The sequence below is a fragment of the Nonomuraea sp. CA-141351 genome (genome assembly GCF_050944675.1).
Lineage (GTDB): Bacteria > Actinomycetota > Actinomycetes > Streptosporangiales > Streptosporangiaceae > Nonomuraea.
The window spans coordinates 1299493-1320747 of record NZ_CP191982.1 but is presented as its reverse complement, the minus strand read 5'-3'; the positions used below and the strand labels follow the sequence as shown (position 1 = coordinate 1320747).

Here is a 21255-nt window from a genome sequence, read left to right as displayed (position 1 = left end):
ATACCCCACAAGACACAGAAGCGGCTTTTCTCCCCACCCTATCCTCAGGGCCCGGAGATCTCCCGCTTCGGCTCGATCCAGTCGAAGTCCTGGTAGCGCGGGGGCAGGCCGTGCTTCTTGGCGGGCTCCGAAAAGGAGGGATACTTGTTGGCGTCGATCACGATCGACTTGAAGTCGACCGCGGCGTCGCCGTTCGGCGTGATGTAGTTCCACTGGTGGTTCCGCTTCACCATGGTCGACAGCACCTCACCGCCCTCCTTCAGGGTGCTGGCCATCGTGGTGGCCAGGAGGAGTGTCGCGATGTTGACCTCGGCCGTGATGTATTTCTCCATCAGCACCCCCCACACCGCGCTTTGCGGCGCCCGCTGCAGCGCCTTGGCGACGACGAGTACGCCGAGCGCGGTGAGCGCCGCGCGCATGACCCAGGTCCAGAAGCTCCGGTAGGCCGCCGCGACCTCGTCGAGCGAGCTGCCGCCCGTGTTCAGGACGTTGCGCAGCACCTCGGACTCGCGCTGGAAGGTCCAGAGCACCCGGTCGAACTCGTCGCGGTCCATCGCGATCCAGCCGTCTTTGGCCGTGTCCCGCAGCTGTGGGAGCAGGTTCTTCATGCCGCCGTCGAGCCGTTGGGCCATGCCGCTCTGCCAGACGCTGACCGCCTGGGCCATGCCCGGCTCGTTGGCGAGCATCCCACCGCAGATGGCGATGGCGGGAGACAGACCCAGGGTGAGCTTGCCCGCCCTTTTCAGCAGTTTGAGCGCCTTCTCCCCCAGCGACGACACGGACGAGCGCAGCGCGGGGGCCTCCGGAGCCCCACCGAACCTGGCTGTGCCCAAGTGCCCGCGCGGGGCGCCGTTGGCGGCGTAGCCCTGGGGAGTAGCGGGGCCTACGGGCTGGTTCGGCGAGGGGTACCCGCCGTAGGGGTTGCCGGGAACGGGCCTGGGCTGCGTCCATGGCTGGTACGGGCCCGTCGTCGGACTGGTGGCCGTCGGGCCGTAGGAATTCGGGGCGGCGTACGGGTTGGAGTACGGATTGGCGGGCACCGGCTGGCCGGGCGTCGGGGCCCGGGTGTGCGCCCAGGGATCCGGGGCAGTCGGCTGCGTCGGCGCGGCCGCCCGGGCCTGTGCCCAGGGATCCGGGGCGCTCGGCTGTGCCGGCGTGCCGTAGGGATTGCCTGGCGGGGCTTGAGCGGCCGGTGGGGTTTGGGTGTGGGCCCAGGGGTCCGGGGCGCCGCCCCAGGGGTCTGGGGTGCTCATCAGCTGCGGTACCTCACGATGCTGGCCTCCTCGGCCGCCCGCCAGTTGCGCCTGGCCCGTTCCAGGGACGTCGACCAGCTCTGCACGGCGTTCTCCATTTCGGTGAACGTGGTGTCCGCCCAGCGGCGAAACTCCTCGTACGCGCCGCCGATCATCACGCCGCCGATCGCCCCGAAGCCGATCCCCTCCACGGCCGTGTGCGTCAGGAGCCCGTGGATGAACTCCACGTCCGGATGCAACTCCTCGTCGACACGCGTCCGGGTGTGCGCGATGGTGGACGACGTGACGTAGATCTCCTGGCGTGCTTTCTGCTGGTTATTCGCCACAAAACACGATTGTTGTCCAAATTTGGCGATCAATGGGCGAGCTGCTGTGATCTTCATGATTGGTTCAACAACGCGCCAGGCGGAGATCGCCTTCGGTTAACCGGCCGCCGATGGCGTGGCGTGTCATGGACTACACCGAGGATGACGTGGACAAACTTCTGAGGGACAACGAGCGCGAGCTCGCGCGTCTGGCCGCGGCGGCTGCCGAGCTGCAGCTCATCACCGGTAAGGGGGAGAGCCGCAGCGGCCTGACCACCGCGGTCGTGAACGCCGAGGGCATGCTCCAGAGTGTGGACTTCTCGCCGCGTGTGCTGCGCCTGGACATCAGAGCCCTGGCCGAGGAGGTCGTCCAGGCGGTGCGTCAGGCGCAGGAGGACCAGGGGCGCCAGGCCCAGGAGCTGCTGGCCGTGCCGCAGTCGCAGATCATCGGGCTGGAGGAGATCCAGCAGCAGTTCGCCGAGTTCCAGGACATGTTCCGCGCGGAGACGGCCGACAGGAACGACCGGCTCCGGCGGCTCGGCGAGCGGGACCCCCGCGACGGCTAGCCCGCCGAAGTGGCCGGCGGCCTGGCCTGCGCGACGGCTACCCCGCCAGGCCGCGGATCCACGTGTAGACGTCGAGGACGCCGAGCGCCAGCGGGAAGAGCGCGATCAGCAGGATGACGTCCACCACCTCGCCCGCGCGCCCCCAGAACGGCGAGAGCCGCCCGGACGGCAGCCACAGGCCGAGCCCGACGACCAGCATCGCGAGCCAGAGCACGCCCATCACCACTGCCGCGGCGGCCACCGTGCCCGCGCCCGCGCTCAGCTCGATCCCCACCGCGATCAGACCGCTCAGGCCGGTGCCCAGCAGCCAGAGCCGCTGGCCGAGGCCGTGGAAGACGCGGGCACGCAGCAGCAGGACCAGCGAGAGCACGACGGTCATCGAGACCGCCATCCAGGTCGGCGTGGTGACCAGGAAGAGCATCGCCCCGATGGCGGTGAGCACGATCCCGACGACCATGCCGGTGGCGTACCGGCGGGCCTGCGCGGTACGGCCCAGGACGCCCTCGCTGTCCAGCCGCTGGTTGTCGGCCCGCAGTTCCTCGGCGTTGGTGGGCAGGGCCGGCAGCGGCACCCTGGCGATCCTGAACGACAGTGTGGGGATCAGCGGGCTGAACGCGATCAGGATCGTGACCGTCATCGACGCCACGCCCGCGGGGGGCAGGCCGAACACCATGACCACGCCGGAGGCGATCGCCCCCGCCACCGCCGCGATGGCCGTGCCGAGGAAACCCGCCACTCCGTCGGCGACCACCGTGCCGCCGATGGTCGCCACCAGCGCCGTACAGGTCAGTGCGGCCAGCAGGTGCGGTGCGCCGAGCCCGGTCAGGGTGGAGCCGCTGACGAGCCCGTACAGCCCGGCCAGGAACGCGTAGGGCAGCGCCGCGTAGCCGATCAGCGCGCCCGCGGAGGAGTCGCCGACGGCTCTCGACAGGGCCGCGCTCACGCCGACCAGCAGCAGCGCGAGCATGCCCGCGACCACGGCCACGCCCAGCGGCGCGCTCCCGGACAGCACCAGCGCGGGAGCTCCGAGCGCGAGCATGATGGCCGCAGCTCCCGCTCCCATGGCGCGGGTGTGGCGGGCCTCCCATTTGCCCGAGCTGTCCTTGACGCCGGTGGCCACCACGTCGGCCACGTCGTCGAAGAGCGCGGGCGGCAGGGTGAGCTCGCGCGGCCGCAGGTAGAGCAGCTCGCCGTCCAGCACGCCCAGCGACGCGAGCGTCTGCCCGAGGTCGAACGGCGCGCCCCCGAGCCGCTGGAGCACCCAGCCGGGCGGGCCGGCCGCGTCGCCGCCCGCCTCACCGACCGCGCGCAACAGCCCGGGCAGCACGTGCGGCAGCGGGATGTCGGCAGGCAGCGCCAGATCGACGCGGCGGCGCGGGGCGACGATCGTGACGTGGCACAGCGGCGCCAGCGGTGCGCGCACCTGCGGCTGAGCGCCTGGTTGCATCGGCGGCCCAGGCGGCCCAGGCGGCATCGGCCGCATGGGTTGCATCGGCTGGTGGGCGAGCGAGGTCACGGCCACTCCAGGTCTGACTGACTAAATCCGATATGCCGAACATATAGGGATGATGTGTCTGGTAAGAAAGTGTTCCAGGTGACAGGAGGGTTGTCCCGTCAGTGAGCATTGTTGTCGTCCGGCGCCCCGAGCGCCGTCCCAGCCCCCAACCACCCCGCGGGGAGATCCTGCTGGAGTCTCCGCCGGAGATCCCCGAGGTGCAGCCCGCCGGGCTGGGTGGCGTCCTCATGTACGTCCCGATGCTGGCGGGCGGTGCGGCCATGGGGCTGATGTTCACCGCCGGCGGCAACTCCAACCCCATCATGTACGTGGCCAGCGGCCTGTTCGCGGTCTCGATGCTGGGCATGACGGCCGGCCAGTTCGGCCGCAACGCGGGTGAGCGCAAGAACCGGCTCAACGGCCTGCGCCGCGACTACTTCCGCTACCTCTCCCAGATCCGCAAGCGCGTCCGCAAGGCCGCCATCCAGCAGCGCGAGGCCCTGGAGTGGAGCGGTCCGGCCCCCGAGACGCTCTGGTGGGTGGCCATGGGGCCGCGCCTGTGGGAGCGCAGGCCCCGTGACGACGACTTCGGCACGGTACGGCTGGGCACGGGCGTGCAGAAACTGGCCGTGCAGCTCATCCCACCCGACTCCAAGCCGGTCGAGGACCTCGACGCGCTGACAGCGGGCGCGCTGCGCAGGTTCGTGCGGGCGCACTCCACGGTGTCGGGGCTGCCCGTGGCGGTCGCGCTCAACTCCTTCGCGAAGATCCAGCTCACCGGGGACCCGCGGGCCGTACGCGGCCTGGTACGGGCGATGATCTCCCAGCTTGTCACCTTCCACTCCCCCGACGACATGCGGGTTCTGGTGTGCGCGAGCAAGGAGTGGATGCCCCACTGGGACTGGGTCAAATGGTTGCCGCACGCGCTGCATCCCGAGGAGATGGACGCGGCCGGTCACGTGCGGCTGATGAGTGAGAACATGGGCCAGCTCGACCAGCTCGTGGGCGACGAGCTGAAGGAGCGGGCCAGATTCCGTCCGGGCACGGCGGCCGACGCGCTGCCGTACCACGTGGTGATCGTGGACGGCGGGCACGTGCCGCACGACTCCCAGCTCGGCTCCGACGCCATCCAGGGCGTCACGGTGATCGACCTGTCGGAGGCGACGGGGCCGATCGAGGAGGCCAGCACGCTGCGGCTGGAGATCCTGCCCGACGGGTTCCACATGGTGAAGATCGACCACGCGGGCAAGCGGTCCACCACCCGGCTGGGCGATCCCGACAAGCTGGACTACGCGCGCGCGGAGGGCCTGGCCAGGCAGCTCGCGCCGCTGCGGGCCTCGGCGGGCTCCGGCGGCGAGTCGCAGGACGTGCTCGGCGCCAACACCACGCTCACCGACCTGCTCGGCGTGGGCGACCCCGCCAGGCTCTCACCCGTCGTAACGTGGCAGCCCAGGGCCGGCCGCAACAGGCTGCGCGTGCCCATCGGCATGGGCGCCGACGGCCGGGTCGTCGAGCTGGACATCAAGGAGTCCGCACAGGGCGGGATGGGCCCGCACGGGCTGGTCATCGGCGCGACCGGCTCGGGTAAGTCGGAGCTGCTGCGCACGCTCGTGCTGGGCCTGGCGATCACCCACTCCTCCGAGATCCTCAACTTCGTGCTGGTCGACTTCAAGGGTGGCGCGACGTTCCTCGGGCTGGAGGACCTCTCCCACGTCTCCGCCGTCATCACCAACCTGGAGGACGAGCTCCCCCTGGTCGACCGCATGCACGACGCCCTGCACGGCGAGATGGTGCGCAGGCAGGAGCTGCTGCGCGCGGCGGGCAACTTCGCCTCGCTGCGCGACTACGAGCGGGCCCGCGAGCAGGGCGCCGACCTGCGGCCGATGCCGACGCTCTTCATCGTGCTCGACGAGTTCAGCGAGCTGCTGTCGGCCAAGCCCGAGTTCATCGACCTGTTCGTGATGATCGGCCGCCTGGGCCGCTCGCTCGGCGTGCACCTGCTGCTGGCCTCCCAGCGGCTGGAGGAGGGACGGCTGCGCGGCCTCGACACCCACCTGTCCTACCGGATCGGCCTGCGGACGTTCTCCGCCATGGAGAGCCGGGTCGTGCTGGGCGTGGCGGACGCGTACGAGCTGCCGTCGGCGCCGGGCAACGGCTACCTGAAGTTCGACACGACCGGCATGACCAGGTTCAAGGCCGCCTACGTCTCCGGAGCCCACCTCGACGACCCCGCGCAGGCGGTCGCCGTCGACGGCACGGCGGCGATCCGCGAGGTCGTGGAGTACGGCCCCACCTACATGCCGCTGCCCGAGATCACCACTCCCGTCCAGGTCGCGACGGAGCAGGAGGAGGACGAGCCCGCGGGCAGCAACCAGCGCAGCCTGCTCGACGTCGTGGTCGGCCAGCTGTCCGGGCACGGCCCCGCGGCGCACCGCATCTGGCTGCCGCCGCTGGCCGAGCCGCCTACTCTGGCGCACCTGCTGCCCCCACTCTCGGTCACCCCCGAACACGGCCTGACAACCGCGGGCTGGCAGGGCAGGGGCAAGCTGCACGCCGTCATCGGGATCATCGACAAGCCGTTCGAGCAGCGTCGCGACCCGTTCTGGCTGGATGTGTCCGGCGCCGCCGGACACATCGGCGTGGCGGGCGGCACGCAGAGCGGCAAGAGCACCGTCGTGCGCACGATCGTGGGAAGCATGGCGCTCATGCACACGCCGCGCGAGGTCCAGTTCTACTGCCTCGACTTCGGCGGTGGCGCGCTCGCCTCGCTCGAAGGTCTCCCGCACGTGGGCGGCGTGGCCACCCGCCTCGACGCCGACCGGGTACGCCGTACGGTGGCCGAGATCGGCGCCATCCTGGAGCAGCGCGAGCGGGACTTCGGCGAGCACGGCATCGAGTCGATGGCCACCTACCGGCGGATGCGCGAGGAGGGCACGATCGAGGGCGACGGCTGGGGCGACGTGTTCCTGGTCGTGGACGGCTGGCTGACGCTCAGGCAGGAGTTCGACTCGCTGGAGCCGACCATCACCGACATCGCGGCACGCGGGCTCGGCTACGGCATCCACCTGATCGCCGCGACCAACAAGTGGTCGGAGTTCCGGCCGAGCATCCGCGACCTGCTCGGCACCAAGATCGAGCTCAAGCTGGGCGACGCCTACGAGTCGGAGGTCAGCAGGAAGAAGGCGCTCGCCGTGCCGGAAGGGGCGCCGGGCAGGGGGCTGACGAAGGACGGAGCCCACTTCCTGACCGCGCTGCCCAGGATCGACGGGGTGCAGAACGCGGCGGACCTGGCGGGCGGAGCGCGCGGGCTGGTGCAGGCCGTACGGGACTCCTGGCAGGGGCCGCCGGCACCGCGGGTCAGGCTGCTGCCCGCCGTCCTGCCCGTCTCAGCGCTGCCGGACGACCGGGAGCGGATCCCGATCGGCATCGACGAGGCGGCGCTGGCGCCCGTGGCCCTCGACTTCGACTCCGACCCGCACTTCGTGATCTTCGGCGAGAACGAGAGCGGCAAGTCAAACCTGCTGCGGCTCATCGCCGAGGGGCTGGTGCAGCGGAAGCAGCCCAGCGAGGCCATGATGATCGTGATCGACTACCGTAGGGCGCTGCTCGACTCGGCGGCGACCGCCCACCGCATCGGCTACGCCGCCTCCAGCGCGGCCGCCACCGAGCTGATCAACGACGCCAAGGGCGCCCTGCTGAGCCGCCTGCCCCCGGCCAACCTGTCGTCCGACCAGCTCCGCGACCGCAGCTGGTGGCAGGGCTCCGACCTGTACATCGTCGTCGACGACTACGACCTGGTCGCGACCTCGTCCAACCCGCTGCTGCCGCTGGTGGACCTGCTGCCGCAGGCCCGCGACATCGGACTGCACATCGTGCTGGCCCGCCAGATGGGCGGCGCGGGCCGCGCCATGTTCGACCCGGTCATCCAGCGCATGAAGGACATGGCCACACCGGCGCTGCTGATGTCCGGCAACAAGGACGAGGGCTACCTGTTCGGCAACGTACGGCCACAGACGCTGCCGCCCGGCCGCGGTTTCCTGGTCGACCGGCGCTTCGGGGCGCGCCTGACGCAGACGGCATACCTGGACGCGGACAACACACGGGGAGAATGATGGCGGATCTCGAGATTCACCTCTCAACACTGGACAAGTGCCGCACAGCCATCCACAAGGCCGCCGGCCAGTACGAGACCACGCTGCACGAACGCAATCCGGGGGCGCTCACCTACGACGACAACGGTGAGCCGCGCAACAACCGCACCCCGGTCAGCGCCGACACCTTCGGTCACCTGGACGACTCCGGCACGCTGGCCCAGGCCGCGAACGGCGTCTGGACCGCGTTGATCGGCGAGATGGACCAGGCCCGCAGGAAGCTCAACGACGTCGAGCGAGGGCTGAGCAACGTGGAGGAGAACATCCGCAAGGCACACAAGGCGACCTCATGAGCGTCGCAGACCTGCCCGGAGGCCCCGACCTCGAAAAGATGCTGCAGCAGGTGACCGGCGACCCCGGCGCGATCGACAACCTCGCCACCGCCTGGCGCGCCGTGTCAGGCGACATCAACGAGTTCGCGGGCGGGCTGGGAGCCGCCGTCCAGGTGGTGGACAACGCCTGGAAGGGCCGCTCCGCCGACCAGTTCGACACCTATATGCGCAAATACGGGTCCGCGGCCGAGGACCTGAACCTGGCGATGTCCAACTCCGCCTCCTCTCTCGACGCCGCCGCCTCCGCGCTGCGCACCTCGCACACCGAGATCAGCTCCATCTGCCGGGATCTGCGCACCAACGCCGACAACTACAAGACCAAGTACAAGGCCGAGCACCCCAACGCCACAGAAGCCGACATGAAGCCGGGACTGGAGAAGCTGGTCAACACGGCGAAGACCGAGGCTCAGAAATCGCTGAACTCGGCGCAAAAGGCGATCACCAAGGCCAAGAACGACATCAACGGGTTCCTGAACGACCGCGGGCTCACTTTTCACGCCATTCCCGAAGTGTCCACGCAGGAGTTCACACCGACGCCCGGGAAGAAGATCGACTGGAAGCCGGATCCCACCTACCAGCAGCGCACCACCCTGCAGAGCGGCGGGCGCGGGCCCGGCGGCGGCCCGACCGGCTTCGGGGGCTACGGCCCCAGCGGCCCGCCGCCCGCGGGCGGAGGGCCCGCACCGACGGGCCAGGTCAAGGACTGGATCGAGCAGGCCATCGCGATCCTGGAGAAGAACGGCGTGCCGGCCTCCAAGATGAACGCCAGCGACATCTGGATGATCATCAAGCACGAGTCCGGCGGGAATCCCAACGCCATCAACAACTGGGACTCCAACGCGTCCAAGGGCACGCCGTCCAAGGGCCTCATGCAGACCATCGACCCGACGTTCAACTCGTACGCGCTGGACGGGCACAAGAACATCTACAACCCGGTGGACAACATCATCGCCGGCGTCCGGTACGCGATCTCGCGCTACGGCTCGGTGTCGAACGTGCCCGGTGTGGTCAACAGCAAGCGCGGCCTGGCCTACGTCGGCTACTGACAGGCTTGTGGGCCCGGATCTCGTGATCCGGGCCCACAAGGGGGTGAGACTCAGCTGCCGCAGCTGCCCCAGTCGGAGCTGGTGCTCAGGCGGTCGGCGCTGCCGGAGTAGCGCACGCACTTGCCCCTCGCGGCCAGCTTGACCGGCCCGGCGTAGTACTCGTAGCTACCGGAGTCCGTCTGGCTGCCGCCGCCCTGAACCTCGAGCGTCGCGCTGACAGGGGTCTTCTTGCCGATGTTCGTGGTCTTGATGGTGACCACACAGTTCTGCCCGGTGCTGTTGTTCCAGAGCTGGTACGTCGTTCCGCCGCCGAACGGGCTGGACCGCTGGACCGAGAAGCCCGCGCCGCACACCTGGGTAGGCGAGTACGGGTTCGTGGCCTGCGTCGGGGTCGGCGTCGGCTTGGCCGTGGTCTTCGTCGGCGTCGGAGCCGGCTTGGCCGTCGTCTTCGTCGGCGTCGGCGTCGGCTTAGCAGTGGTCTTCGTCGGCGTCGGCGTCGGAGTCCAGGTCGGAGTCGGGGTGGGGGTCGGAGTCGGAGTCGGGGTCGGCTCCGGGGACCGCGTGGGCTCCTCGGTCGGCGTCGGGGTCGGCGTAGGCGTCGGCTCCACCGTCTTGGTGACGGTCGCCGTAGGCCTGCCGTGCTCCTTCTTGCTGGGACTTGGCGTCGACTCGGCCGTCTGGGTCGCGGCCGGCGGCTGCGAGGCGGTGGGGATCGCGACCGGCTGCGTGGGGATCGGAGCCGGGGTGGTGGGCGGGGTGGTCAGCTCGGGCACCTCAGGCGCGGTCGAGGACCATTCGGTGGGCAGCGTCAGCGGGCCGACACCCGAGTCGTCCGGGTTGGTCGTGGCGCCCCAGGGCACCGTGGCCTCGGGCTGCGTCTGCTGCGGATCAGTGCCGCCGCCGAGGGTGTCGGTTCCTGTTCCCTGCGAGCCGGGGGTCGCCCGGGCGCTGGCGGGCAGCGGGATCTCGTTCCCGTCCGCCTGCGCCACGGAGGCCGGGTTGACCTGCTGCAGCTTCACGTACCTGTTCGCGCCCCAAAGGCCCAGGGCGGAGATGAGCCCGACCACGGCGACAGCGGCGATCAGCCCCAGCGGGACGCCCCTGCGCGGCTTCTGGGAGGCGGGCCTGGAGGGCACGGCCTCGAGCCTGATGTGCTGCGGCGGCTGTTCCGGCTCCGGCGGGCCCCACATCGGCGCTTCGGGCTGGTGCTGATGCGGCACCGGCACGCCCTGCATGGGCTGACCCTGCATCGGGGGGCCCTGCATGGGGGGACCTTGCAGAGGCGGGCCCTGGACGGGCGGAGGCCCCTGGAAAGGCGGGCCCTGAAGCGTCGGCGGACCCGCGACCAGCGTGTCCTGCGGCGGCACCGGGGCACCGCCCTGGCCGGGCACGCCGGGAATGGGGATCCCCTGGATCGGCACGCCCTCGATGGCGGTCTGCGGGGCCGTGGGCGGCTTGGCCGCGTTCGTGCCTCCGAGCAGCTGCATGAGCGCGCTGTACGTGGTCGGCCGCTTGCCGACCTCCTTGGACAGCGCCGCCATCACCACCCTGCGCATCGGCTCGCCCTCGATGTCCACCTCGGGCTCGCCGGTCAGCACCGCGTCACGATCGGCGAACGGCGCCTTGCCCGTGCCCGCGAACGCGATGGTCGCCGCCCAGGCGAACACGTCCGCGTAGGGGCCGTACTGCAGGCCGAGAAGCTGCTCGGGCGCCTGGTAGGCGATCTCGCCCGCCGGCTCGCCGATCCCGGCGTCGGTCACCCGCGGCCCCTCGGGGCCCAAGATCACGTTGTGTGGCGTGAGCGACTTGTGCGAACGACCGGCGAGGTGGATGGCCGACAGCGCGGTCAGCACGCCGACCGCGACCCGCTCGAGCGCGTCCCCGCTCAGCGGCCCGTCGTCGGCCACCGCCTGGGCCAGGCTCTTGCCCTCGACGTGCTCTCTGACGACGTAGGGCCGCCCCTCGTGCAGACCGGCGTCCAGCACCCGGGCCACGTACGAACTGGAGACCTGTTGGGCCCCCAGGTGTTTCGCAGGCGCGTCAGGGCCGGCGTCCGGATCGGCTGGGAGCAGCTTCACCGCGACGATGGGTGCGTCCTCGGATTCGCGGCCAAGGAACACCTCGCCCCGAGGCCCCTCTCCCAGCCGGCCGATAATGCTGAGATCGCCGATCCGCTCGGGATCACCAGGGCGCAAAGGGTGCATGACTAAACCTTTCACGGCAAAGCATGATCTGGTCACATTGAACCAGATCTTTCACACCCGCATCAGAAGTTTCGGCCCGTACCAGACAATTCACCGTTTTGTTTCCTTGCAGCCCCAGTTACTCGGGCCTGCCGGGCCGCCATCCCCTGCGCCGCGCCATCGGGATCATGATGCGGGCGACCGCCACCACCATCGCCAGCCCGAGCGCGGACCCGGCGACGATCAAGGCCAGCTGGATCGCGTCGTGGTCCACGGGCGGGACCTTGGCCACGGCGTCCGCGGGGAGCGGGCTGGGCGGAGGAGGCGCGACCACAGGGGCGTCTGCGGGCTCGTACGGGAGGATCGCGCTGAGCGCGAGCATGGGGTTGACCATCCCCGCGCCCTTGCCTCCGCCCGTGGCGCCGTCGGCCGTGGCGATGATGCGCTGGCGCACCTGGGCCTCGTCCAGCTTCGGGAAGCGGGCCCTGACGAGCGCCGCCACGCCGGCGACGTAGGGGGCGGCGTAGCTCGTGCCGTTGAGGTCCTTGTAATAGGAGCGGCCCGGCCAGGTGGACGTGATGCCCTGGCCCGGCCCGAGCACGGCGACGGGCGTCTTGACGTTGGAGAAGTCGGACAGGATGCCGTTCGGACCCGCCGCGCCCACCGCGAGCACCCCGTCGTAGGCCGCCGGGTAGGCGGGCACAGGGGTGCCGTCCTCCTTCTTGACGTTCCCGGCTGCCGCCACGATCAGCGCGTCCTTGTCGAGCGCGTACTGCACCACCTCGCGCAACTCGGGCAGGTCGCTCGTCGACACCGACACGTTGATGACCTGGGCGCCCTCGTCGGCGGCCGCCTTTATGGCCTTGACCAGCAGCTTCGGGTCGCCGTCCCGTTCGGAGTCGGTCTGCTTGTACGACAGCAGCCGCGCGCCCGGCGCCATGCCGTAGAACAGCACTCCCTGCATGTACTGTGCGCCGATGATGCCCGCCACCGCGGTCCCGTGTCCCACGCAGTCGCGGTAGCCGGCCCCGGTGAGGTCGGCCCTGCCCGCGAGGCGGATCTGCGGATGCTGCAGGTCGACGCCGCTGTCGACGATGGCCACCTTCACGCCCGCGCCGGTGGACAGCGACCAGGCGCGTTTGGGGTCGAGCCGTTTCTGGGCCCAGGACTCGCCCACCTGCATGGTGCCCCTGGGCGGCTGGCAATCGTCGCTCACGGCCGCGGGCACCAGCGGGACCTGCAGGGCGAGCGCGCTCGCCATCAGGGCGCGACCAATCATGGGGGAAAAGCGTAGCTTGCCGGGATCACGCGATCGCGTCGCCTGCCGAAATCAGCGGAAGAAGCCCCGGCACCCTCGCCAGGGCCCCTGTCCGTTGCTCATTTCGTTGCGGACTCGATGTTCTGGCGGTAGGTGCCGATGACCCGCGAAGCCTCCTGCAGCTCCTCGGTCATGCGCTGGAAGGCCGTACGGTAGTTCTGCCACGCCTGCTGGAAACGCTGGGCGCCCGGCCCCGTCCACGCCGTGCCGACCTTGGCGGCCTCACGGTCGAGCGCGGTCATGGTGGTGCGGACCGCTTCCGACTGCTGCGTGAACTGACTGGCCATCTGCTGCATTTCGGCGAGGTCGCCGCCGAACATGCTCTGGCTCATGCATACCTCCTGGAACATGTGAAAGCGCCCTCAACTTAAAGGGGAGCCACCGGCCGTCGCCCGCGTTATACCGAGCGGCTATGGTCTACCCGAGGATTGTTCGGATTCGTCCCTGGGAGCTGTCCGTCTCATGCGCGAGGTTGTGGTGACCGGCGGAGGCACCGGCATCGGTTACGCCGTCGCCGCCGCCTTCGTCTCGCTCGGCGACCACGTCACCATCACCGGCCGCCGCGAACACGTGCTGGAGGAGGCCGCGTCGCGGCTCGGAGCGGCGTACGCGGCGTTCAACGCGGCCAGCCCCGTCGCGGTGAAAGAGGCGCTCGACAGCCTGCCGCAGCACGTGGACGTGCTGGTCAACAACGCCGGCGGCAACACCAACCTCGACCGCAGGCAGCCCGGCGAGCTGATGGACGTCGCCGAGGCCTGGTGGGCCAACCTCAACGCCAACCTGATGTCCGCCGTCCTCGTCACGACCGCGCTGACGCCGCGTATGAGGGACGGCGGCCGGATCGTCTCCATCGGCTCGATCGCGGCACGCGGCACGGGCTCCGGCTCGTACGGCGCCGCCAAGGCCGCTGTGGAGTCCTGGACCGCCGACCTGGCCGCCGAACTCGGCCCCCGGGGCATCACGGCGAACGTCGTCTCCCCCGGTCTCGTCCTGGACACCGAGTTCTTCCGCGGGCGGCTGACGAAGGAGGGCATCAAGGCCCGCGTGGAGAACACACGCAACGGCCGCCCTGGCACTCCGTCCGACGTGGCGGATACCGTTCTCTATCTGGCCTCCGCGGGAGCCAGGCATGTCACCGGGCAGGTGCTCCACGTGAACGGCGGCGCGTACCTGGGCCGCTGAACTCTCTCAGGAAGGACATTGGGTCGGTGCGGAAGGTTCTGATCGCCAATCGCGGCGAAATCGCCGTACGTGTGGCACGCGCGTGCAAGGACGCCGGGATCGGCAGCGTGGCCGTCTACGCCGACCAGGACCTCGAGGCCCTGCACGTCAAGGTCGCCGACGAGGCGTACGCGCTGAGCGGCCAGTCCCCCGCCGAGACCTATCTCCACATCGGCAAGCTGCTCGAGGTGGCGCGCCGCTCCGGGGCGGACGCCGTGCACCCCGGATACGGCTTCCTGGCCGAGAACGCCGGCTTCGCCCAGGCCGTCATCGACGCGGGCCTGATCTGGATCGGCCCGCCGCCGTCCGCCATCGCCGCGCTCGGCGACAAGGTGCAGGCCAGGCACATCGCGCAGAAGGTCGGCGCGCCGCTGGTCGCGGGCACCAAGGACCCGGTCTCCGGAGCCGGCGAGGTCGTTGCGTTCGCGGAGGAGCACGGGCTGCCGATCGCGATCAAGGCGGCGTACGGCGGCGGCGGGCGCGGCATCAAGGTGGCGCGCAGGCTGGAGGAGGTCGCCGAGCTGTACGAGTCGGCCGTGCGCGAGGCCGTCGCGTCGTTCGGGCGGGGCGAGTGCTTCGTGGAGCGCTACCTCGACCGGCCCCGCCACGTCGAGACGCAGTGCCTGGCCGACTCCCACGGCAACGTGGTCGTGGTCAGCACGCGCGACTGCTCGCTCCAGCGCCGCCACCAGAAGCTCGTGGAGGAGGCGCCGGCGCCGTTCCTGACGGAGGAGCAGGTCGAGGTCCTCTACTCCAGCTCGAAGGCCATCCTCAAGGAGGCCGGGTACGTCGGGGCCGGCACGTGCGAGTTCCTCGTCGGCCAGGACGGCACGGTCTCGTTCCTCGAGGTGAACACTCGACTTCAGGTCGAGCACCCGGTCACCGAGGAGGTGGCGGGCGTCGACCTGGTGCGGGAGATGTTCAGGATCGCCGACGGGGAGGCGCTCGAATACGGCGACCCGGCGCTGCGCGGCCACTCGATCGAGTTCCGGATCAACGCCGAGGACGCCGGGCGCAACTTCCTGCCCGCTCCCGGGACGCTGACCGTCATGCGCGCGCCTTCCGGTCCAGGGGTCCGGCTCGACGCCGGGTACGAGGCGGGGATGACGGTTCCGCAGACGTTCGACTCGCTGGTGGCGAAGCTGATCGTCACGGGGCGGACGCGGAACGAGGCGCTGGAGCGGGCGCGGCGGGCGCTGGCGGAGTTCGAGATCTCCGGCATGCCCACCGTGCTGCCGTTCCACCGGGCCGTCGTGTCCGATCCGGCCTTCGTCTCCGCGCCGTTCTCGGTGCACACGCGGTGGATCGAGACCGAGTGGGAGAACACGGTCGCGCCGTACGACGAGGAGGCCGCCTCGGGGCCTGGCGCCGCCGCGCGCGAGACGGTGACGGTCGAGGTCGGCGGGAAGCGCCTGGAGGTCGTCCTGCCCGCCGGTCTCGGCACCTCCGCGGCCGGCCCTTCCGCCCCGGGCAAGGCGCCACGGCGCGGCGGCGGTTCCAGGAAGGCGTCGGCGGCGGGCGGTGACTCGCTGGTCAGCCCGATGCAGGGGACGATCGTCAAGATCGTGGCCGCTGATGGTGACGTGGTGAACGAGGGCGACACGGTCGTCGTCCTGGAGGCCATGAAGATGGAGCAGCCGCTGGCGGCGCACAAGTCGGGCACGGTCACGGGGCTCACGGCGACCGTCGGGCAGACCGTCACCTCCGGCGCCACGATCTGCGAGATCAAGGACACCTGACCGGCAATCCATGGCTCCAGGCTCTTCGCTCACGGTGTGCGCTTGCGAGCTCCCCTACGGGTAACGTGCGCAGTGAGGAACTTTGCCGACCGCCCGTTCGTCCTCATGGGCGAAGGAGGCTTGCTGCCAATGACCCATTCGCTGCGCCGAGCAGGGGCCGCGATCGCGGCTCTGATCGCCGGTCTATTCGTCGTTCTTGCGCTGTCCCCTGCCGCCAACGCGGCGGCACCCCCTGATGCTCAGTCGGTGGTGTCCAACTGGAAGAAGGATCCGCTCTATGTCGTGTCCGGCTCGTCGTTGACGTCGGACCAGCAGAACGAGATCAGTGACGCGTTGAAGGGGGCCGACAGCAAGATCTACGCTGTGGCGCTCCCAGACGGCACGGTGGACAACTCCAGCATTGCGTCGTACATGAGCTCGCTCAACTCCGCTCTGGTCTCCGCGGGCCGCAACCGCGCCACCATCGCCGTGCTCGACGGCCAGACACTGTTCGCCGGCTCCAGCGCCATCCGCCAGTCGGGCGTCGCGGGCCGGTTGGCCGAACTCTCGGTCTCCGCGAGCTCGGGCAATGTCGTGGATGGGATGAAGGACTTCGTCAACCGCGTGGACTCCGCCGTCAAGGGCAAGTCGGGTCCCGCGCTCGACCCCGACAGCCAGGCCAACCCCGGTGCCGGTGGCACGGCCGCGCTGATCGCCCTGGGCGGGCTGGTCGTGGTCGGCGGTGGCGGCTACTTCCTCTACTCCAGCAACAGGAAGAAGAAGCGGGCCATCCAGGAGGCCAAGGACCTGGCGGCCGTCAAGCAGACCGTGGACGAGGACGTCACCAAGCTCGGCGAGGAGATCACCGCCCTCGACACCGACGTGACGCTCGCCGGCCAGGGCGGCAGGCACATCGAGGAGTGGCAGCAGGCGCTCGACTCCTACGAGAAGGCCAAGACCCAGCTGGCCACCGTCCAGCGGGCCGACCAGGTCCGCGACGTCACCCAGACCCTCGAGGACGGCCGCTACGCGCTGGCCGTGGTCAAGGCCAAGGTCAACAACGAGCCGGTCCCCGAGCGGCGCGCCCCCTGCTTCTTCAACCCGCAGCACGGCCCCTCCATCCGTGACGTCCGCTGGGCCCCGCCCGGCGGCGCGCTCCGCGACGTACCGGCCTGCCGGATGGACGCGGAGGCCGTGGAGCGCGGCTTCGACCCGCAGATGCGCGAGGTCATGGTCGACGGCCACCGCCGCCCGTACTACGACGCGGGCCCGGCGTACCAGCCGTACGCTTACGGCTACTACGGCGGCTTCGGCGACATCATGACCGGCATGTTCATCGGCACCATGATGGGCAGCATGCTCAGCGGCGGCTTCGGCTACGGCGGCTACGGCGCCGGCTATGCCGAGGGCTACGCCGACGGCGGAGGCGGCGACTTCGGCGGCGACTTCGGCGGCGGGGACGCCGGTGGCGGCTGGGGCGACTTCGGCGGCGGAGGCGACTTCGGCGGCGGTGACTTCGGCGGCGGCGACTGGTAAACGCAGGGCCCAGGAGCATGGGCCTTCACAGGGAGGCGCTACGCGCGGATCAACTCCGGGCAGCGCCTCCCAAGGGGGGCAGGCCCCCCTTTCGAACCCCCCAAAGGCGAGGTCCTCGCACGGAGACGCGCTACGCGCGATAGAGAGCTCGGGCTGTGCCCTGTGGGGGCAAGCCCCCACAGGTCTCCCGACCCCCAGACCCCCGGCGTTGACCGGCTATCGCGCCTTAATACGGCTGCCTACGAAATCAGGATCCTTGGCCGTACCTGATAGAGAGGCTTACCAGGTTGTGAGCCCAAGGCGTGCGGGCTTGCAGTCTGGCTGACGGGAGGTCAGCAGGCAGCGGCGAGGACGATGACGAGTTCGGCGTTCGTCCGTCGCCTCCTGGCCACAAGATCAAGCCATCTGACGCAGGCGTTCGCGCCAGGGATATGCGGTGTGCTTGATCTCCAGCGCCTCCTCCAGCCAGCGCCGCTGCCTGTCACTCAGCAGCGGGAGGACCGCCTCGAAATCGTCCTCGTCCTTCGGCCGCGCGCCCTTGGCCTTGTAGAGCAGTCGCACCTCCGGGGCAAGCCGGTGGAAACCGTCCTGCTCAACGGTCAGCCCTGCCAGCGGGCGGCGGATCTGTGGGGCACGCCGGTAGATCCACTCCTCTCCGTCGGCCTCGTCCAGCATGAGCTGGAACCGCCATGGCCCGTCCGGATGCTCGCATACCCAGATGTCGTGCGCCTGCTCGGGCAGCACCTCGTCCAGCGCCCATGGCCGCAGCGTCTGGGGCACGACCGCGGCGTGGACGTCCCAGCCGTCCAACAGGCCGCCGCACTGCGAGCTGGACCCGACGCAGCAGCGCGATATCCACGTCCTCATGCTGGCGATACGGACGGCCCACGGACAGCTCGATTGCGTAACCGCCGGCCACCCACCACGGCGCCGCCAGCCTTGGCATCAGCGCGACGACCTCGTCAAGCGGCGCCGGCTTCCCAGGGCCCCCACGGCGTCTCGATCCTTATCATCCTGAGATCACGCGTGATCGCAGCCTCCGTCGTCGCGCTCGTGAGCACTTCGAGTCAAGAGGGCGCCAGGATCACTTCGGATGAGAGTTCACAACAAGGCCAAACCGTTCCGGTAAAGACAAGTTGAGCTACGGGATGTGTGTAAATCGAGTTACTGGTGCAAGCGTAAATCGACTTGCAGTTCCAGTTAGATAGCACACGTCGCCGGGATGCCATGGCGAGGGAGGCGCGCCGCACGAGCACAGATCCGGCGGCGAACTGCCAACCTTCCGCGCATTTCAGGCAGCATGAAGTCCATGCTCATCGTCATCGGCGGCCTCCCCGCGACAGGCAAGACGACGCTCTCCCGGCTCCTGGCCACCCATCTCGGCGCGGTCCACGTGCGGATCGACACCATCGAGCAGGCGATCGTCCGCGCCGGCCTGGCCCGCCAACCTCTCGGCCCCGCGGGCTACATGGTCGGCTACGCACTGGCTGGGGAGCACCTGCGCCAGAGGCTGGGCGTGATCGCGGAGTCGGTGAATCCCCTGGGCGTCACCCGTGACGCGTGGCGGGAGGTCGGGGTCAAGGCAGGCGTACCGGTGGCCGAGGTGGAGGTGGTCTGCTCCGATCGGGAGGAGCACCGGCACCGCGTCACCTCGCGCTCGATCGACATCCCCGACCTGCGGCCGCCCACTTGGCAGGAGGTCGTCGACCGCGAATACGAGCCGTGGGACCGCGAGCGCATCGTCGTGGACACCTCCGGGCAAACACCGGATGAGTCGCTCGGCGTGCTCCTCCGAAGCCTTGATCGATTTGTGGGGTGAGGGCACGTGAGTATCCGGGTGCTGTGTCTGCGTCACGCCGAGTCGGAGAACGTCGTCGCCGGGGCCGCCGGGGCGCTGCCTCTCGCGGAGCTGACGTCGAAAGGGCGGGAGCAGGCGGCAGAAGCGGCCGAACTCCTGCGCGAAGAGGGAATCACCCGGATATATGCCAGCACCGCGCTCCGCGCCCGGCAGACCGCCGAGATCATCGCGAATGCGCTCGGGCTCGCGGAGGTGGTATTCCTGCAGGGGCTCGTGGAGCTCGGTGTCGGGCGGCTGGAAGGCGCCACCGACCCGGCGACCCGGGCCCGTACGGCCGAGGTCCTGCGCGCCTGGATCGTGAACGGGCGGCTGGACGAGGCGGTGGCGGACGGCGAGGACGGGCACGCGGTCACCGCACGCGTCGTCGCCGCTCTCGCCTCCATCGCGGCCACGCACCCGAAGGGGACGGTCGCCGTCGTCGGCCACGTCGGAAGTCTCACCGCCGGGCTCAGCGCCCTCTGCGGGCTGGGCGAGCGGGTGTGGGGGGCGCCTCTCCCGCATGCCGTGCCGTTCCCGATCGAATGGGATGGACAGTCCTGGCGGTGCTTATCCTGGCCGTCTTTGACACAAGATCGATAAGTGACCTACCTCGCCGAAGGAACCCGCGTCGGGATCCGCCACATCAGCCGCCGGGACCGCGCCGAGTTCCTGGCCCTGAACCGGGAGAGCGCCGACCTGCTCGCCCGCTGGATGCCCGGCGACCCCATCACCACCGACGAGGCCTTCGAGGAGTATGTGGCGCGCTTCGACGGACCGTCCAACGAAGGCTTCGTCATCTGCCGCCTCGACACCGGCGCGATCGTGGGCCGGGCCAATATCAACAACATCGTCCGGGGGTCACGCCAGGACGGCACCCTCGGATACTGCGCGTACTCGTCCACGACCGGCCGCGGCTACATGACAGAGGGCCTGCGGCTGCTCGTCCGGTACGCGTTCGACGAGCTGGGGCTGCACCGCATCGAGGCGAACATCCAGCCCGCGAACACCCCGTCCCTGAGCCTGATCAAGCGTGCCGGCTTCCAGCGAGAGGGCTATTCGCCGAACTTCCAGTTCATCGACGGGGCGTGGCGGGACCACGAGCGGTGGGCGATCACCGTGGAAGAGGCCGGTAAGGGCCCGGATGGCGCATGACCCAGACGGTGCCGCGGGCGATGGACTCCTTGAAGGCCGCCGAGGCCCGGCCGGTGAGCACGGCGTCGACCGGGCTGTCGTCGGACCGGGTGAACTGGGTGACCCCGTCGTGCCGGCCCAGGCTGATGTTCTGCCAGACATACCGGAACCTCGCGTGCCGCGGCTTCCGCCCGGTCAGCAGGTCGGCCACCGCCTCGCCCCCGTAGAGCCCCATGGGAAGGCCCGTCTGGCATGCCATCCGGGTCGGCCGGCCGCTCCGGTCGGCAGCGGCGGCGTCGCCGATGCCGAACACCTCCGGATGCGACACCGACCGCAGTGACCGGTCCACGAGCATGCGGCCGTGCCTGTCCGTGGCCAGCCCCGCCGTAGCGGCGAGATCGGGCACGCGGAACCCGGCCGCCCACACCACGGTCTCGGTACGCAGTTCGTCCCCGTCCTCCAGCAGCAGACCGTCGGTGGCGACCTTGGCGACCGGCGCGTGCTCGCGAACGGCGATGCCCATGCGGGAGAAGGCCCGGTGGAGGTGGCGGCGGGCCCGTACGGACAGCCCCTCCCCGATCAGACCGGCGGAGACGAGGGAGACGCGCAGACCCGGGCGGGTGCAGGCGAACTCGGTCGCGGCCTCGATGCCGGTCAGCCCGCCGCCGACCACGGTCACCTCGCCGCTGTCGATCAGGTGTGCCCGCAGCCGGACGGCCTCGTCGACGGCGGCCAGCGTGTACGCGTGCTCGCGCACCCCCGGCACGCGGTCCAGGTCCGCGGCGCTCCCGAGCGCGTAGACGAGCACGTCATAGGAGAGGTCGTACGGGGGCGCGTCCAGGCGCACGGTCCTCGCCTCCGGGTCGATCCCGATCACCCGGGCGACCACCAGCTCGATGCCGGTGTCCTCGAGCAGGCCGGCCAGCGGCAGGTCGGGCAGGCGCTGGCCCGCGGCGAGCTGGTGGAGTCGTATCCGCTCCACGAACCGGTCGCCCGCGTTGACCAGCGTCACTCGGGCATCGGCGCGCCGCAGCCGCCGCGCGGCGCGCTTGGCCGCCCCCAGCCCGGCGTATCCGGCTCCCAGCACCACGATGTGGTCCGTCATGGTTCCTCCTATCGAGTCCCCACTTGAACTGGCGAGCCCGCCCATCCGTGACGGGATC

At 70.2% G+C, this 21255-nt stretch carries 18 protein-coding genes and 1 pseudogene; 10 read left to right on the top strand and 9 right to left on the bottom strand.

The annotated features are described in order from the left end of the window. Positions 1-44 precede the first annotated feature (44 nt). Together ACQPWU_RS06785 and ACQPWU_RS06780 are read right to left on the bottom strand one after the other, a co-directional pair. Positions 45-1253, bottom strand: coding sequence for a hypothetical protein (locus ACQPWU_RS06785; RefSeq protein ID WP_433437708.1), 1209 nt, complete (start codon positions 1251-1253; stop codon positions 45-47). Next, positions 1253-1579: a hypothetical protein gene (locus tag ACQPWU_RS06780; RefSeq protein WP_433437707.1), complete on the bottom strand. Its 327-nt coding sequence runs from the start codon at positions 1577-1579 to the stop codon at positions 1253-1255. Before ACQPWU_RS06780 ends, ACQPWU_RS06785 begins: the two co-directional genes overlap by 1 nt. Before the next feature lie 110 nt (positions 1580-1689). Here ACQPWU_RS06780 and ACQPWU_RS06775 point away from each other — a divergent pair, with 110 nt between their 5' ends. Next, complete coding sequence (locus ACQPWU_RS06775; RefSeq protein ID WP_433437706.1) at positions 1690-2124, top strand: YbaB/EbfC family nucleoid-associated protein; 435 nt, start codon at positions 1690-1692, stop codon at positions 2122-2124. A gap of 37 nt (positions 2125-2161) precedes the next feature. Here ACQPWU_RS06775 and eccD read toward each other — a convergent pair whose 3' ends face one another. After that, the gene (eccD, locus tag ACQPWU_RS06770; protein WP_433437705.1) at positions 2162-3547 is read right to left on the bottom strand and encodes a type VII secretion integral membrane protein EccD; all 1386 of its coding nucleotides are present in this window, start codon (positions 3545-3547) and stop codon (positions 2162-2164) included. 194 nt (positions 3548-3741) lie between these two features. Between eccD and eccCa the strand changes: the two genes are divergently transcribed. Genes eccCa through ACQPWU_RS06755 form a run of 3 tightly spaced genes read left to right on the top strand, consistent with a single transcriptional unit; the run spans position 3742 to position 9148 of the window. Then, positions 3742-7731 carry a type VII secretion protein EccCa gene (gene eccCa / locus ACQPWU_RS06765; RefSeq protein ID WP_433437703.1) on the top strand — a complete coding sequence of 1330 codons (3990 nt, stop codon included), beginning with the start codon at positions 3742-3744 and terminating at the stop codon, positions 7729-7731. Continuing rightward, the gene (locus ACQPWU_RS06760) at positions 7728-8063 is read left to right on the top strand and encodes a hypothetical protein (RefSeq protein ID WP_433437702.1); all 336 of its coding nucleotides are present in this window, start codon (positions 7728-7730) and stop codon (positions 8061-8063) included. Before eccCa ends, ACQPWU_RS06760 begins: the two co-directional genes overlap by 4 nt. Beyond that, positions 8060-9148: a transglycosylase SLT domain-containing protein gene (locus tag ACQPWU_RS06755; protein WP_433437700.1), complete on the top strand. Its 1089-nt coding sequence runs from the start codon at positions 8060-8062 to the stop codon at positions 9146-9148. Before ACQPWU_RS06760 ends, ACQPWU_RS06755 begins: the two co-directional genes overlap by 4 nt. 50 nt (positions 9149-9198) lie before the next feature. Here ACQPWU_RS06755 and ACQPWU_RS06750 read toward each other — a convergent pair whose 3' ends face one another. The 3 genes from ACQPWU_RS06750 to ACQPWU_RS06740 form a co-directional block, all read right to left on the bottom strand. Then, the gene (locus ACQPWU_RS06750) at positions 9199-11352 is read right to left on the bottom strand and encodes a serine/threonine protein kinase (RefSeq protein ID WP_433437699.1); all 2154 of its coding nucleotides are present in this window, start codon (positions 11350-11352) and stop codon (positions 9199-9201) included. Positions 11353-11470: 118 nt separating this feature from the next. After that, positions 11471-12610, bottom strand: coding sequence for a S8 family serine peptidase (locus ACQPWU_RS06745; protein ID WP_433437698.1), 1140 nt, complete (start codon positions 12608-12610; stop codon positions 11471-11473). A gap of 98 nt (positions 12611-12708) precedes the next feature. Next, positions 12709-12981, bottom strand: a complete 273-nt coding sequence (locus ACQPWU_RS06740; protein ID WP_344997026.1) for a WXG100 family type VII secretion target — start codon at positions 12979-12981, stop codon at positions 12709-12711. Between the two features lie 130 nt (positions 12982-13111). Here ACQPWU_RS06740 and ACQPWU_RS06735 point away from each other — a divergent pair, with 130 nt between their 5' ends. The 3 genes from ACQPWU_RS06735 to ACQPWU_RS06725 all read left to right on the top strand — a co-directional run bounded on the left by ACQPWU_RS06735 (position 13112) and on the right by ACQPWU_RS06725 (position 17124). Further along, entirely contained in the window at positions 13112-13831 is a 720-nt protein-coding gene (locus ACQPWU_RS06735; protein ID WP_433437697.1) for an SDR family NAD(P)-dependent oxidoreductase, read from the top strand. A gap of 26 nt (positions 13832-13857) precedes the next feature. Next, complete coding sequence (locus tag ACQPWU_RS06730) at positions 13858-15609, top strand: acetyl/propionyl/methylcrotonyl-CoA carboxylase subunit alpha (RefSeq protein ID WP_433437695.1); 1752 nt, start codon at positions 13858-13860, stop codon at positions 15607-15609. Positions 15610-15738: 129 nt separating this feature from the next. After that, the gene (locus ACQPWU_RS06725) at positions 15739-17124 is read left to right on the top strand and encodes a hypothetical protein (RefSeq protein WP_433437694.1); all 1386 of its coding nucleotides are present in this window, start codon (positions 15739-15741) and stop codon (positions 17122-17124) included. Positions 17125-17520: 396 nt separating this feature from the next. Here ACQPWU_RS06725 and ACQPWU_RS06720 read toward each other — a convergent pair whose 3' ends face one another. Next, positions 17521-17991, bottom strand: a complete 471-nt coding sequence (locus tag ACQPWU_RS06720) for a hypothetical protein (protein ID WP_433445608.1) — start codon at positions 17989-17991, stop codon at positions 17521-17523. A gap of 31 nt (positions 17992-18022) precedes the next feature. After that, positions 18023-18070: pseudogene (locus tag ACQPWU_RS06715) on the bottom strand (hypothetical protein); the annotation flags it as partial. A gap of 363 nt (positions 18071-18433) precedes the next feature. Between ACQPWU_RS06715 and ACQPWU_RS06710 the strand changes: the two are divergent. Genes ACQPWU_RS06710 through ACQPWU_RS06700 form a run of 3 tightly spaced genes read left to right on the top strand, consistent with a single transcriptional unit; the run spans position 18434 to position 20113 of the window. After that, a complete protein-coding gene (locus ACQPWU_RS06710) occupies positions 18434-18943 on the top strand; it encodes an AAA family ATPase (RefSeq protein WP_433437692.1) in 510 nt (169 codons plus the stop codon). Positions 18944-18949: 6 nt separating this feature from the next. Next, on the top strand, positions 18950-19561 hold the full coding sequence (locus ACQPWU_RS06705; protein WP_433437690.1) for a histidine phosphatase family protein: 612 nt from the start codon (positions 18950-18952) through the stop codon (positions 19559-19561). After that, positions 19562-20113 (top strand): GNAT family N-acetyltransferase, encoded by a 552-nt coding sequence (locus ACQPWU_RS06700; RefSeq protein WP_433437688.1) that lies wholly within the window; start codon positions 19562-19564, stop codon positions 20111-20113. Here the strand turns inward: ACQPWU_RS06700 and ACQPWU_RS06695 are convergent. Further along, positions 20073-21197 carry an NAD(P)/FAD-dependent oxidoreductase gene (locus ACQPWU_RS06695; RefSeq protein ID WP_433437686.1) on the bottom strand — a complete coding sequence of 375 codons (1125 nt, stop codon included), beginning with the start codon at positions 21195-21197 and terminating at the stop codon, positions 20073-20075. The genes ACQPWU_RS06700 and ACQPWU_RS06695 overlap by 41 nt on opposite strands. Positions 21198-21255 lie beyond the last annotated feature (58 nt).